The following is a 14,895-nucleotide window of genomic DNA, read 5'->3' as shown; positions in this document are numbered from 1 at the left end:
AAGCTTCCTTTCTGTGTGTAAATCAAACATGCAAGGTTTAATATCTATCGTTTAAGTTAAAACTATAGAGAACGCTTTGCTCGATTTATTTGATATGTGCTTAATTATAGTACCATAATTTAATGATTTGTGTAGTCTAAATAAGGAGAGATGCGACACATGGCAACGACAATCCAATACTTATTACGTATGATTACAAATGAAATGAAAGTAAAAGCTGACCAATTGTTAGGTGTATACGATATTACGTTAGAACAAGCGCAAACGTTACGTTATATTTTTGAAAGTGACACAGGCGTCATTCCGCAAAATGATTTAATTCATATTTTTAATCGTAAAGGCCCAACAGTGAGCAGCGCATTGAGAAGTTTAGAAAATAAAAACTTAATAGAACGTATCAGTGATAAAAATGATACACGTAAAAAAGATGTCGTCTTAACTGCAGTCGCAAAAAAAGATGTCAGAGAAATTATTGAAATCTTAGATGAAGTGGAATCTACTTTATTTTTAGACATTCCAAAAGCTGACCAAGCGGCATTAAAAGAGATATTATTTAAAATGAAAGATAATCTAAATACCTTAAATGAAGAAGATAAAGAATTCTAGTTGTGTATAATTCGTGAATAATAACGCGATACTTTCTGAAAGCGTTGCTGTCAGTTATAATAATGAGTGATGCAAAAAGGAGGGTTTTTAGGTATGCGTAGAATTCTGTATACATTTTTAACTTATACAATTATAGGCTTATTATCAGGTGTTTATTATCGTGAATTGACAAAAGCCTTTGAGTTTACAGGCAAAACACAACTTGCGATTGTGCATACACACATACTAATGCTTGGTATGTTTATGTTCCTAATCTTATTAGTCTTTGAAAAACTGTTCTCAATCAGTAAATACTACTTATTTAACTGGTTCTATTATGTTTATAATATCGGCTTGATTGTGACAGTCGCACTACAAGGCATTAAAGGGACAATGCAAGTGACTGGCGCAAGTGTTTCACCAGGTATTGCTGGAATTGCAGGACTAGGTCACATGACATTATCAGCCGGCTTTATTATCTTGTTCTTCCTATTGAAAAAAGCAATTTTAACACATCCTATTGAAGGACAAACCAACCAAAATAAAAAACTCTAATCTTTATTTTAAAAAGAGATACGACTATTTGTGTTGTGTCTCTTTTTTTATAGCTAAAGTTTTCCTCATACAACTAAATCATGTAAAATATAAGTGAGAACAATTTTCAATTAATGATTATGCAGCACAGAGAAAAACTAGGAGGCAAGCATAACTATGAAAGATTTAACTATTATCGGCGGAGGACCTGCCGGTTTATACGCAAGTTTTTATGCAGGTATGCGCGGCATGAGTGTGCGTTTAATAGATGTACAACAAGAATTAGGTGGCAAGATGTGTTTATATCCTGAAAAAATCATTTGGGATATCGGTGGGGTCGCACCGAAACCTTGTTTTGAAATTACGAAAGATATTATTGATCAAGGCCTGCATTTCAATCCAGAAGTACGCTTACAAGAGCGTGTGATGGATATTCATAAAGTTGCAGAACGTCATTTTGAAGTGACAACAGATCAAGGCAATGTATATGAATCTAAAGCAGTCATTATTGCTATTGGCGGAGGAATTATCCATCCGAAACCCTTAGATATTAAAGATGCGAGTCGTTATCAAATCTCAAACTTGCATTATGTCGTACAAAAATTATCACGCTTTAGAAATAAACGTGTATTAATTTCCGGCTCTGGCAATTCTGCGATAGATTGGGCGTGTGAAATAGCGCCATATGCAGAAAGTGTGCATTTGATATATCGTAAGGATCAGTTAAAAGGCTTTGAAGCGATGCAAGATAAGCTCGCAACATTTGGTGTGATTCAACATCCAAATAGTCAAATCACTGCGTTGATCGGGGATGAAGCACAAGAGAATATTGCTTCAGTAGTCATTGAAAATAGTGCGACAGGAGAAGCGGAAACTTTAGAAGTCGATGATGTCATTATCAGTCATGGCTTTGATATTGAAAATCCATTGTTAGAAGATGCTTCAACTAAACTAGAAATGATGAATGATTATCAAATTAAAGGACAAGGTAACGCACAAACGAGTGAAGCGGGTATTTTCGCTTGTGGTGATATTATTCATCATGATGCCAAAGCACACTTAATTGCGAGTGCCTTTAGTGATGCAGGGAATGCCGCAAACCTCGCAAAACAATATATTGAACCAGAGGCAGCGAAAGAGGGTTATGTCTCAAGTCATAACGAGGCATTTAAAGAAGAAAACAAAGAAATTATCAAACAATATAATGAATCATAACAGTAGAAAAGGGATGTCTTCTCGAACGTGAGAGGACATCCCTTTAAATGTTTATATCTATTTATTTAAATCTGGTGTTGTAGCTGAAGTACGTTCACGTAATTCTGCTTCAATTTCTTCTAAGCTGCGTCCGCGAGTTTCTGGTAAGTATTTTGCTACGAAGAATAAAGCAAACACACCAATTACTGCGAAGATTAAGAAGACACCATGTGTTGGTAAGACATCAGTTAACATTGGGAAGAATTGTGCGACTGCTAAACTTCCGATTGAAAGTGTTAAAGCAGCGATTCCTGTTGCGGCACCACGTGCACGCATTGGGAATAATTCCGGCAACATTACCCAAAGTACAGGGCCCCAAGAGAAGCCGAAGAAAATAATAAAGATTGTAAGACAAACAATGCTGATCCAAGCTGCTGATTGGATACCCATGATCCAAATCAGTAATGCCATAATGACTAATGATGCGACCATACCGATATTACCGATAATTAATAATTTCTTACGGTCTACTTTATCAATAATCATAATCGCTACAATTGTCACAAGTACGTTGACTGTACCGATACCGACTGAACCTAAGATAGAAGCAGAGTCACCTAAACCGGCTTTAACAAAAATAGTCGGTGCGTAGTAAATAATTGCGTTAATACCGATGATTTGTTGGAACAATGCGAAGACACAACCGATGATAATCGTTGGACGTAACCATGGTGAGTTTAATACTTTCCATGTACTTTCTGAAATCGCATTGATTTCTTTCATTTCTGAGATTTCATGATCAATCTCATTTTTAGGGAACGTTAAAGCCATTACTTTACGTGCCGCATTTTCACCGCGATGTTCAAGCAGCCATCTTGGACTTTCCGGCATAAAGATAACACCGACTAATAAGATGACAGAAGGGACAACCGCAAGCCCTAACATCCATCTCCAGCCTTCGACACCTGCGAAAGCGTAACTTGTTAAGTATGATGCTAAAATACCGATTGTAATCATTAATTGGTTTAATGAACTTAAAGAACCACGTGATTCTGTCGGTGCCATTTCGGATAGATAAACTGGCACAATAGCTGTTGAACCGCCGACTGCTAAACCAATTACTAAACGACCGATGACTAACATAGTTAAGTTAGGCGCAAGTGCTAGAGCTAATGCACCTACTATGTAAATAATTGCGATAATAAAGACGACGCGACGTCGACCTAATTTATCTGATGAAGGTCCACTTAAACCTGAACCGAAGATTGCACCAATCAGCATTGATGAAACGACAAGTCCTTGTGTGGTACCGTTTAGCGGGATTTCATCTGGAATATAAAGCAGGGCACCTGAAATAATACCCATATCATAGCCATATAGTAATCCGCCTAGTGCACCAATGAAAAAGATGAGGTTTTTGTTAAACGTTTTACTCATTATGAGTCCTCCTGGTTATTTTTATCGTAAATTCAGTATACGCTTTCATAAAATTAAAGTAAATATCAATATATTTCCATTAGTACAATAAAGTAAAATAGAATTAAATGTAATTACCATTTTAGTAAAAAAAGACAACTCCAAAATAAGAGTTGTCTGATTGAGTATTTAAATTATTTTTCGTTAATCTTCACGAGATAACGACCAGCACTATGATTATTTAATAAATTATCCATTGCTTCTGGCACGTCATTGAAATCAATGACTTGTTTAATAGAGTGCAGTGCTTCTGGTTTTAAGTCAGTAGCTAATCTGCGCCAAATTTGTTTGCGGACTTTCATAGGTGTTTCTGCTGAATCCACACCTAAAATACTGTTACCACGTAAAATGAATGGTAAGACTGTCGTCTCAAATGCCAGACCTGCTGTATTGCCGATTAACGCAATACTGCCTCTATTTTGCAGGCGTTTTACAATGTCACCGACATGTTTGCCGCCGACAGGATCAATCACTGCTTGCCATTCTCTTTTGTCTAATGGTTTGTCTGAGGTATCTTCGACACGTGGGACCACATCTGTTGCGCCGATTGATTTTAAGTAATCTGCATTTTGTTTATTGCCTGTGCTTGCGATGACTTTGTAACCGATATTACTTAGCATCATGACAGCTAAACTGCCGACACCGCCACTGGCGCCACGTACAAGTACAGGTGAACCTTCTACTGTTAAGCCATTGTCTTCTAATTTTTGGATGGCTAATGCTGCAGTATAGCCCGCAGTACCGTAAATCATGGCTTCTTCTAATGTTAAGTCTTTAGGAAGCGGTACAATCCATTCTTCTTTGACACGTGCGTATTCACTAAGTCCTCCATGATGAGATACACCTAGATCATAGCTTGTCACAATAACTTGATCGCCTTCTTTATAAGTAGAAGTCTCAGACTCTACAACTGTACCTGCTAAATCTATACCTGGAATAATCGGATAGTTTTTAACGACTCCCGCACCTTTTTTAGCTGCTAGCGCATCTTTATAGTTGATGCTGGAGTAAGCGACTTTGATTAATACATTTCCTTCATCTATTGTATCCATGGGTAAATCTTTAAGTTCAGTATGGATTTCTTTGCCTTCTTTTTCTGCATAATATGCTTTAAATGTCTCAGGCATCTTTATCAACCCTTTCAAATAAATAAACTAAAGCGATAGTATCACGAAGTAGCCAGAACAACAAACAGGTTGCTGTAGCTAAATGATAAATATCTGTCATAATAATATTTTCTTAAAAGAATTTTTACAATTTTGATGTTTATAGAATATAATGGAAGTGTATAAGTTAAGGGATAATACATTTAAAAGATTGAAAGCCACTCAAGGAGGAGAACAGAATGAAAAAGTTATTTGCCAGCGTTTTAACGCTATCTTTAGTGCTAGCAGCTTGTGGAAATGATGACAGCAAGAAAGAGGAAGACAACAAAGACAAAGATCAAACAACACAAGAAAGCAAATCTAATCAAGACAAAGAAAAGAACAAAGACAACGAAAGCAGCAAAGATAAAGACAGCAATAAAGAAAAAGAAAACAATGAACAAGCAAATGATGAACAAAGCAATGACAAAACGCAACAAGACGAGTCACAATCAACAGATGCGCAAAACAATGACAGCAATCAAAATGCGACTTCTGAACAATCAAATAACAATCAACAAGCTTCTCAAACATCAGGTGCCAATAATGGTCAAAATAGCAACAATAACCAACAAGCAACACAGCAAACATCAAATCAAACAAATGCTAACCAAGCATCAAACCAAGGTACAAATCAAACAGGTTATGTAGCACCTTATCAAGGTCAAAATACAGCACCTGCAGCACGTACAATTGGTAAAGCACCAGTAGATCAATCTACTTTAAAAGTATTGCCGAACTTCCCGCAATCACTACAAACTGCACAAAATGAAATCAACAACTTAAATGGTCAATCTAACCCTTACAATGACTTTGGCGTACAAGATAATGGTGACGGTAGCTATTCTTATGTGTTCAGTTTCGCAAATCAAGCACAACCTGGCACATATGCATTAGTTAGAGTCGACCAACAAGGTAAGGCAGCAATTTTAGATCCAGCATATCAAGCAGGTCAATAATATAGTATTTAGTTTTAAGTTCAAATAATTAGAACATAAGATAATCATGCAAAAGGCTCAGCACGAAATATGCTGAGCCTTTTTAATATTTTTTTAGTTTTTACGTCTTTTTTGACGTTTAGGTAAATGTTGTACAATCAAGCTTGCGATAGTTTCAAATGAATGATTATCTCGATTAATGTATGCACTTGCAATATGAGGAATTTCTTGGTTTATGAGTGCTTTGGTTAATGATTCAGCATCTCGATACGTGACTTTATCAAAGTCTTGCCAAACTTCTAGGTATAAACCGCGTTCTGTTTGATAGTGTTCAAGGTTTGGAGTATAAAGCGCAACGGTTTTATCAATAGTTAATGCATCAAAGACAACTGACGAATAGTCACTGACTAATACATCACAAGCAAGTAATAAATCTTGTGTCTCAATTTGAGCAGCAGGTTGAATGACTGCTTGCGGTAATTGTGTTTCAGCTTCTTTACTTTCGATATGGCCACGATAAATCACATTATAATGGTCAAGCAATGACTCAGAAAGTGGTAACATATCGTTTGGTTGTGGATCTGTTTTCCATGTCGGCAAGTAAAGTAACGTCGGTTTGTTAGGGTCTAATTTAAGTTGTTGTTTCATATATTGAACATAAGTTTGTTCTTTATATTTATCTAATAAATATCTGACACGTGGGTAACCGCATGCGACAACTTCTGTATATTGCATAGGGAAGGCTGATTTAAACAAATCAGCTGCATGAGAACTATCGCATATAAAGTAATTTTGATGTAGCCACTTGTTGTATTTTCGTGCACGATAATTATAAATTTCTTTATTTTGATAAGGTTCTGAGCTGTCTAAGAATAACTGTTTTAAAGGCGTGCCATGCCACAATTGAATGATTGTACCGTTCGGTTTGATGTGATCGGGTATATAACTTTCAGCGACGACAACTTCCGCATTTTCAATTAGTTCTTGTGCTTCTTCATGTTCTGGTGATACAAAGTGCGGGCCTGTGGCATCATTTGTGATAAAGAAAGCAGGATATTTAGAGTAATGCTTAGCAAAATAATTAAATAAATAGCGAGAGTTGCCTCTAAAGCCATAATCAAATCCTAAGAAAACGACAGCACCGTTTAATTCCATTGCTTGTTTTTCATAAATATTGCTCATGCTTTGATGCTTTTCAATACTGCGACTGAGTACTGAACGTGTTATAAAGTGCGGCAACATAAAATGTGTCTTCCAAAGTAGTGAATCGACAAATCGTTCAGGCTCAGGTAAAGCTAAATTGCGGAACTTAAACGGTGGTTTTTGATGATGTAAGTAAGCTAATTTATTTAAATTAAATTGTGTAATTGCGTTATATTCATGTTGTTTAATACTTTGATAGAATGTTTGGGAAGTACGGATTGTATGTTTAAAATCAAAGATTACGTGACCATTTGTTTCTACGTTTTGATTTAATAACAGGCCAATTGCTAAATCAAAAGCCGTTTCACAGTGTATTTCATCTATAACGTCTAATACTTGCTGAATACTGAAAATAAGATTAGGAAAGTGATTAATATTATTCATCCAAGTATTAAAGTTGATTGTCTGATTTCCAAAATAGCGACAATCATTTTGATAGTACTGATCGATGGTGTAGTCAACAACGATTGAGTTTTGTGTTTCATGGTGTTTCAATGCTTCTAATTGATCAGGATAAATATCTATATTTAAATCAGAAGGAATAAAATGCGTGTAACCTTTAGCTAAGGCTTCTTGAAGGTTAATGCGCATTTTTTCATTTGATTGATATTCTGATGTTAATATTTTCATATTATGACCTCAGTTTGATTATATTAAACTATATTTTAACATTTTGACTGCAAACTGTGAATGACAAGACGTATACGTTATTAATTAAACTGTACTATTATAATTTAAATTTTGACTAATACAGATGATTCATAACATTTTATGATGTAAGCGAATACATTGGTATGTAAGGGTTTCCAAGCAAAAAACAGTTTGAAAAAATTACGAAAAACTAATTGAACAGCTCCATAAATCGTGTTATATTATATGTGAAATAAATCACAAGACTAAATTTGATTTTGCAAATAAATATAAACACAAAATAAACTACAGAAAGAAGCGACAGAAATGTTAGTATCTTCATTTGATCCATTCCACAATTTACTTATTTCAAGTCTCGTAGCAGGTGTGCCAATTATCTTATTCTTGCTATGTTTGACAATCTTCAAAATGAAAGGAATTTATGCTGCATTAACAACATTAATCATCACAATGGTTGTTGCAGTATTTATCTTTAAACTTCCTGGAGCGATGGCCACTGGGGCGGTTATCGAGGGATTCTTCCAAGGTTGGTTCCCAATTGGTTATATCGTTATTATGGCAGTTTGGCTTTATAAACTCTCAACAAAAACTGGTCAGTTCAGTATGATTCAAGATAGTATCGCTACAATCTCTCAAGACCAACGTGTGCAATTATTGTTAATCGGTTTTTGTTTTAACGCGTTCTTAGAAGGGGTTGCAGGTTTCGGTGTACCGATTGCAATCTGTGCGATTTTATTAATTTATCTTGGTTTTAAACCATTACAAGCAGCGATGTTATGTTTGGTCGCTAACTCAGCAGCAGGAGCATTCGGGGCTATTGGTTTACCTGTTGCCGTTATTGATACTTTGAATTTACATGGCGGTATTACTGCACATGAAGTTTCAACTTATTCAACATTAACTTTAGTATTCATCAACTTCTTTGTTCCGTTTTTAATTGTCTTTATCATTGATGGTTTCAAAGGTATTAAAGAAACACTACCATTTATCTTAACGGTTTCAGTGGTATATGCTGGTTTCCAAGGTGTGTTAACATTCTTCCAAGGTCCAGAGTTAGCAGACGTGTTACCACCTTTAGCAGCAATGGGTGCTTTAGCTATTATGAGTCGTAAAATGCAGCCGAAACATATCTTCCGTATTGACGAAAACGTGAAACCACCGGTTACACAAAAATTAAACTTTAAACAAATTATGTATGCATGGAGTCCATTCTACATTTTGACAATCTTAATTATGTTTTGGAGTATGCCATTCTTTAAAGGCTTATTCTTACCGGGCAAACCATTAAGCTTCTTAGCAGCTAAATTTACAGTGCCAGGTACTTATAGTGAAGTGACTAAAAAAGCTATTGTGTTGAACTTGAATATCTTAGGTTATACAGGTACAGCAATTTTATTAACAATTATTATTACTGTATTATTATCTAAAACAACTGGCTTTAAAGATGCATTTAGTTTATTAGGTGAAACATTTAAAGAATTATGGATTTCAGTTGTCACAATCTGTTTCATCTTAGCTGTTTCAAAATTAACAACTTATGGCGGTTTAAGTGCTGCAATGGGACAAGGTATTTCTAAAGCAGGCGGTATCTTCCCATTATTCTCACCAGTATTAGGTTGGATCGGTGTATTCATGACAGGTTCAGTAGTTAATAACAACTCATTGTTCACACCAATTCAAGCTTCAGTTGCTAGTCAAATTGGCGTTAGCGGCGGCTTATTAGTTGCAGCAAATACAGTAGGTGGGGTAGCAGCAAAAATTATTTCTCCACAATCTATTGCGATTGCGACAGCAGCCGTTAAACAAGTAGGTAAAGAGTCTGAACTCTTAAAAATGTCATTACGTTACAGTGTAGGCATGTTAATCTTCATCTGTATCTGGACATTAATCTTATCTTTAATTTTGTAATAGGTAACAATGAAAATAAAAGAAGCGGAGCCGAAATAATTTCGGCTCCGCTTCTATATTTATCACAATAACTAATTATTCAGATGTTTCTAATGCTTTCGCAAAATCTTGATAGACACTATCTGCTGAATAAGTTTCAACAGTCGCAAAAGCATTTTCGATAATCTTTCCTTGTTCAGAAGGTGGTGCAGACATTACATTTAAAATGTGTTCTGAAAGGGAAGATATATTTTGATACTCAGCCAGGAATCCATTTTGGTTAGATTGAATTAAAGTTTCAGGTCCTGTATTACCTTTAAAGCTGATTACGATGCTGCCTTGATTCATGGCTTCTAAAATGACTAAACCAAACCCTTCATTACGAGATGGTACTACTGTAATCATACTTTCAGCCAAACGTAATGGCAGATGCAATGTAGCAGGATGCAACTGTACAATATCTTTTAATTGATGTTGTGAAATGAATTCTTCGAGGTCATGTTTTTGTTGACCATCACCATAGATATGTACAGTGAAATTCATTTCACGTAAACTGTCTTGAATCATTTCTACACTGCGTAATAAAAGATCGAAACCTTTTTCATATTCTAATCTTCCGGCCGCAATAATTTGCGGTTTCTTTGGAATTTCAATACGAGGTTCATTCATCATATTTGGAACGACATAGACAGGGGTGTCAATGATTGATTTGAATGCTTTGCGATCAGCATCCGTTAAGACTGTAATACGATTTAATCGTTCATAAGCAGATTTAATTTCTTGTTGATAACTCTTAGTGTAAGCCTCCCAGTTCATATGTTCCATGCCGACAGTTAGGACGTGGTCAGGTGCATAATCTGCAAGCAGCAAATTATAGCTGGCACGTGTACCGACTAACACATCTGTTTCTACATGTTGAATCGCATGAACGATTTTCTTTTCAACATGACTTGAAAATTGCGATAAGCCAGGTTCATTTTGAGTGATCAGTTGCGGCTTGAGGAATGGTGTCCATTTACGTAGACGATTCATCAAGATATCTACTAAGTTATGAGGTTTTAAATTATAATCGACCAATGCTTTGACTTCTATATCTTGATGCAGTTTGAAATAAGGTGCTTTACTTCCTTTGAAAACTGATATAATTTCCACTTTATGACCTTTCACTGCCAACACATTTGCGAGTTGTGTTACGGCCTTGACAGTACCGCCCATTGAATAAATGTTGTGCATTAAAAAAGTGATAGATTTCACGTGGTGTCACCCCTCCTGTATATTTCTGTTTAATTATAGCATAATTCAAACTATGCAATACAAAGGTACATGCTTTGCAATATATTTTTAACCTGCACTTAAAACAAAATGAATCATATTTTCGTGTTTAAGCACCTTCCCCCTTTTGTCTTAATCTGTTTATGTATATAATAAAGGAATAGAACGAAATCACTTAGCAACAATATCCAGGCATGACTTAGGTGTGTTATTTTTTTAAGTGTTTAATTAAGCGCTTTCTCAAGAGAGGGTTGAGAGAAGAGAACGACATACTTAAGAAGGTGTCATCTTCATTATGAAAAAGGGGGCTGTATTTGTTATGAGTTCACAACATAGCAAAACAGATGTCATCTTAATTGGTGGCGGAATCATGAGTGCGACATTGGGTACATTACTAAAGAAAGTTGCACCAGAAAAAGAAATTAAAGTATTTGAGAAGTTGGACGCATCTGCACAAGAAAGTTCAAATGCATGGAATAATGCGGGAACAGGGCATTCTGCACTATGCGAAATGAACTATACGAAAGAAATGCCTGACGGTTCTTTGGATATTTCTAAAGCCTTAAAAATTAATGAACAGTTCCAAGTTTCTAAAGAATTCTGGTCTTATTTAGTAAAACACGGTAATTTGACACAGCCAGAAGCATTCATTCATACGGTACCGCATATGAGTTTCTGTATCGGTGTGCGTAATGTAGATTTCTTAAGACGTCGTGTCAAAGCATTGAAAGAAAATGCATTATTTAATGAAATGACAATGACAGAAGATAAAAGCCAAATTGAAAAATGGTTGCCTTTAATGATGGAAGGCAGAAATAACAATATTCCAGTTGCAGTCAGCCGTGATGAGACAGGTACAGATGTTAACTTTGGTGCTTTAACACAAAAACTATTTGACTTCTTACAACAAAACCAAGTCGATGTAGAGTATGAGCATCAAGTTACAGACTTAAAACAACGTAAAGATGGTACTTGGAAAGTTAAAGTGAAAGACTTAAAAACAGAAGAAACAACAACTTATATTACTGACTTTGTATTTATCGGAGCTGGAGGCGCTAGCTTGCCATTGCTTCAAAAAACACATCTGCCAGAATCGAAACATATCGGCGGATTCCCAGTCAGCGGTTTATTCTTAGTCTGCCAAGATCCTGAAATTGTAAGTCAACATAATGCGAAAGTGTACGGTAAAGCTAAAGTAGGCGCACCGCCGATGTCAGTACCGCATTTAGATACACGTTATATTGACGGTAAACAATCATTATTATTCGGTCCATTTGCAGGATTCTCACCTAAGTTCTTAAAAACAGGTTCAAACATGGACTTATTCAAATCAGTTAAACCCAACAACTTATTGACGATGTTATCTGCAGGTGCGAAAGAAATGAAATTAACACAATATCTGATTTCACAATTAATGTTGTCAGATGATGAACGTATTGAAGAGTTACGTGAATTTATCCCGAATGCGAAGAAAGAAGATTGGGATATTGTCGTAGCAGGACAACGTGTTCAAGTCATCAAAGATACAGACAAAGGTAAAGGTACATTACAATTCGGTACAGAAGTTATTTGTTCTGAAGACGGTTCGCTTGCCGCATTACTTGGCGCATCACCAGGTGCTTCTACAGCGGTGGATGTAATGTTAGATATTTTACAACGTAGCTATAAACATGAATTCCCAGAGTGGGAAACAAAAATTAAAGAAATGATTCCATCATTCGGTCAAAAACTTGCGGAAAACCCAGAGTTATATAAAGAAGTTAAAGCGGATGTTGAACATTATTTGAAATTAAATAATCAAAAATAAGCCATAAAAAAAAGCGCTTCAGTCAGATTTAATTCTGATACTGAAGCGCTTTTTGTTTTTTATTGATTTAATGGTTCCAAAGTAGGTGTGTTATCTGCTTGTGATAACGGCATACTTAAAATAAAGGTACTGCCTTCACCGAGTATACTTTCTACTTTAATATCTCCACCATGCAAACGCATAATCATTTGTGCGATGGCTAGACCTAAGCCATTGCTTGTCGCAGAAGAATTTCCTTTATAGAAACGTTCGAAAAGATGAGCTTGTACATCCTCTGACATACCTGGACCATCATCTGTAATACGACAAATCATAGTTGTATTATTTTCAGAGAATACATCTATATCAATACTGCCTTCTTGTTTAGTATATTTAATTGCGTTGGTCAATATATTATGAAATGCCTGATAAAGCAGACGATAGTTACCTTTGACTGTAATTGGTTCAAGATCAGTCATAATTAATAAGTCTTTGGCGTCAATTGCATACTGTTCGTGACGCACCATTAAACGCAGCATCTGAGTAATTTCAACGTCATCGTCATAATCTAAGTGGTCGTTGTTATCTAACTCTGCAAGCAATAATAATGCTCGCGTTAAATTACTGAGACGACTCGTTGTCGCATGGATTTCATCTATATAATACTGTCTCGTTTCGTCGTCTTTCGCTTGACTGAGACGATCTAACAGCTGATGGATATGTGTTAAAGGTGTTTTGATTTCATGCGAAACATTTTGAACAAAGTGCTGACGCATGTCATCAAGTTGTTTAAGTGACACACGCATTTGTTCGAAACGATATTGCAGTGTACCAAGTTCATCGTGACGTGTCGTTTCTATCGATGTGCTAAAGTCACCCTCCATCAAACGATTAGTTGCATTTTTAAGTTGTGTAATTGGTTTGATTAACGTGTAAGTTGAACTGATAATCAGTACCATCGCAATCATGAGTAATAACACAATTAATACTGCTAAGAACACACGGAACTCACTGAATGATTTACCGATATCAGGACGCATAAACACCGCTACATTACCTTCTGGTGTCTTAAAGCGTGTGCCGACAGTATTGTTGGTTTCATTATCAAAGAAACCTGTCACAAAGAGTTGGTAGGGATGGTTTTTAATTCCGTGATAATTATGTCCTTTCAATACACTATCAATGGTCTCTTGAGTCAGTGTATCGCGTCTGAAACTTGCGCCATAAAAAGTTTTATGACCTTTTTGATCGACAGTGACAAGCTGGAAGTTCAGTTCGCTTAAATGTTTGAAGTAGGCTTTCATATTAGTTGTATGGGATTCTTTTTGGTACTTTTTAGCTTCTTGTAAGGTGGTCATAATCTTATGGTCATTTGAGGGTTTCAAAGCAACGTGATACAAAACATTGGTCAAAATAAAACTTGCGACAGCGCTGAGTAATAAAATGACAATCGTGTAGACTGCAATCCGTGTATAAAGTGATTTAAACATGAACTTCCACCTTATAACCTAAGCCTCTGACCGTTTCAATCGTGACATTACTGCCGATTTTCTTTAAACGGTTACGTAAGCGTCTGATATGCACATCAACCGTACGGTCATCCCCTTCATAATCAAATCCCCATACACGTTCAATACATTCTTCTCGTGAAAAAACTTGTTTCTCATGACTTGCTAATAAGAAGAGTAAGTTAAATTCCTTATTCGGTAAGGTCATTGTTTTTGTATCGCAAGCAATTTCTAAATAAGATTGGTTCAGTTTTAAGTTACCAATGGTTAATTCATTTTCCGCATTAATTTGATAGCGTCTTAAAACAGCTTTGATCCGGAAGATGAGTTCTTGTACTTCAAAAGGTTTGGTTACATAGTCATCAGTACCCGTTAAATAAGCTTCTTCTTTATCACTTAAAGCATCACGTGCGGTCAACATAATGACCGGCATTTCATAAGAAGCTTTTATTTCATTACATAATTCAAAGCCATCCATGCCATCCATCATAATGTCGACAATCGCAATATCAGCTTGATGTGTTTCTAAATAGTTTAAGGCATCACGCGCATTGGAATGCGTGGATGTTTTAAAACCTTCACGTTCTAAATAGGAAGATACATAATGAAGGATTTGATAATCATCATCGACAATGAGACATGTTGTCATCCTTATCACTCCTAGTAATCATTTAGATTAATTATACCTTTCAGTAACTGAGTGACACAAATATATC

12 protein-coding genes are annotated in these 14,895 nt (G+C 35.8%); 6 read left to right on the top strand and 6 right to left on the bottom strand.

Annotation, left to right across the window (positions count from 1 at the left end; genetic code table 11):
- Positions 1–159: 159 nt before the first annotated feature.
- The 3 genes from HMPREF3031_RS08310 to HMPREF3031_RS08300 all read left to right on the top strand — a co-directional run bounded on the left by HMPREF3031_RS08310 (position 160) and on the right by HMPREF3031_RS08300 (position 2,334).
- Entirely contained in the window at positions 160–606 is a 447-nt protein-coding gene (locus tag HMPREF3031_RS08310; RefSeq protein WP_002479711.1) for a MarR family winged helix-turn-helix transcriptional regulator, read from the top strand.
- Positions 607–699: 93 nt separating this feature from the next.
- A complete protein-coding gene (locus HMPREF3031_RS08305; RefSeq protein ID WP_002479710.1) occupies positions 700–1,140 on the top strand; it encodes a DUF2871 domain-containing protein in 441 nt (146 codons plus the stop codon).
- Between the two features lie 156 nt (positions 1,141–1,296).
- Positions 1,297–2,334 carry an NAD(P)/FAD-dependent oxidoreductase gene (locus tag HMPREF3031_RS08300; RefSeq protein WP_002479709.1) on the top strand — a complete coding sequence of 346 codons (1,038 nt, stop codon included), beginning with the start codon at positions 1,297–1,299 and terminating at the stop codon, positions 2,332–2,334.
- Between the two features lie 57 nt (positions 2,335–2,391).
- On the opposite strand, the gene HMPREF3031_RS08295 is transcribed toward HMPREF3031_RS08300, so the two are convergent.
- Positions 2,392–3,750, bottom strand: coding sequence for a glucose transporter GlcP (locus HMPREF3031_RS08295; RefSeq protein ID WP_002479708.1), 1,359 nt, complete (start codon positions 3,748–3,750; stop codon positions 2,392–2,394).
- A gap of 173 nt (positions 3,751–3,923) precedes the next feature.
- On the bottom strand, positions 3,924–4,916 hold the full coding sequence (locus HMPREF3031_RS08290; RefSeq protein WP_002479707.1) for an acrylyl-CoA reductase family protein: 993 nt from the start codon (positions 4,914–4,916) through the stop codon (positions 3,924–3,926).
- Positions 4,917–5,134: 218 nt separating this feature from the next.
- On the opposite strand from HMPREF3031_RS08290, the gene HMPREF3031_RS08285 reads away from it, so the two are divergent.
- Positions 5,135–5,893 carry a hypothetical protein gene (locus tag HMPREF3031_RS08285; protein ID WP_002479706.1) on the top strand — a complete coding sequence of 253 codons (759 nt, stop codon included), beginning with the start codon at positions 5,135–5,137 and terminating at the stop codon, positions 5,891–5,893.
- Between the two features lie 93 nt (positions 5,894–5,986).
- On the opposite strand, the gene HMPREF3031_RS08280 is transcribed toward HMPREF3031_RS08285, so the two are convergent.
- A complete protein-coding gene (locus HMPREF3031_RS08280; RefSeq protein WP_002479705.1) occupies positions 5,987–7,705 on the bottom strand; it encodes a CDP-glycerol glycerophosphotransferase family protein in 1,719 nt (572 codons plus the stop codon).
- A gap of 327 nt (positions 7,706–8,032) precedes the next feature.
- Here HMPREF3031_RS08280 and HMPREF3031_RS08275 point away from each other — a divergent pair, with 327 nt between their 5' ends.
- Positions 8,033–9,634, top strand: a complete 1,602-nt coding sequence (locus HMPREF3031_RS08275; RefSeq protein ID WP_002479704.1) for an L-lactate permease — start codon at positions 8,033–8,035, stop codon at positions 9,632–9,634.
- A gap of 75 nt (positions 9,635–9,709) precedes the next feature.
- Here HMPREF3031_RS08275 and HMPREF3031_RS08270 read toward each other — a convergent pair whose 3' ends face one another.
- On the bottom strand, positions 9,710–10,867 hold the full coding sequence (locus HMPREF3031_RS08270) for a glycosyltransferase (RefSeq protein ID WP_002479703.1): 1,158 nt from the start codon (positions 10,865–10,867) through the stop codon (positions 9,710–9,712).
- A gap of 337 nt (positions 10,868–11,204) precedes the next feature.
- Between HMPREF3031_RS08270 and mqo the strand changes: the two genes are divergently transcribed.
- On the top strand, positions 11,205–12,692 hold the full coding sequence (gene mqo / locus HMPREF3031_RS08265) for a malate dehydrogenase (quinone) (RefSeq protein WP_002479702.1): 1,488 nt from the start codon (positions 11,205–11,207) through the stop codon (positions 12,690–12,692).
- A gap of 59 nt (positions 12,693–12,751) precedes the next feature.
- Here the strand turns inward: mqo and HMPREF3031_RS08260 are convergent, their stop codons facing one another.
- Positions 12,752–14,161 carry a sensor histidine kinase gene (locus HMPREF3031_RS08260; RefSeq protein WP_061054608.1) on the bottom strand — a complete coding sequence of 470 codons (1,410 nt, stop codon included), beginning with the start codon at positions 14,159–14,161 and terminating at the stop codon, positions 12,752–12,754.
- Positions 14,154–14,828 carry a response regulator transcription factor gene (locus HMPREF3031_RS08255; RefSeq protein ID WP_002479700.1) on the bottom strand — a complete coding sequence of 225 codons (675 nt, stop codon included), beginning with the start codon at positions 14,826–14,828 and terminating at the stop codon, positions 14,154–14,156. The genes HMPREF3031_RS08260 and HMPREF3031_RS08255 overlap by 8 nt, the downstream gene beginning before the upstream one ends.
- Positions 14,829–14,895: the final 67 nt, after the last annotated feature.

This window comes from Staphylococcus sp. HMSC072B07, assembly GCF_001815505.1.
GTDB classification, from domain to species: Bacteria; Bacillota; Bacilli; order Staphylococcales; family Staphylococcaceae; genus Staphylococcus; species Staphylococcus simulans.
The sequence above is the reverse complement of the archived record's forward strand: the minus strand, read 5'-3'. Positions and strand labels throughout refer to the sequence as shown.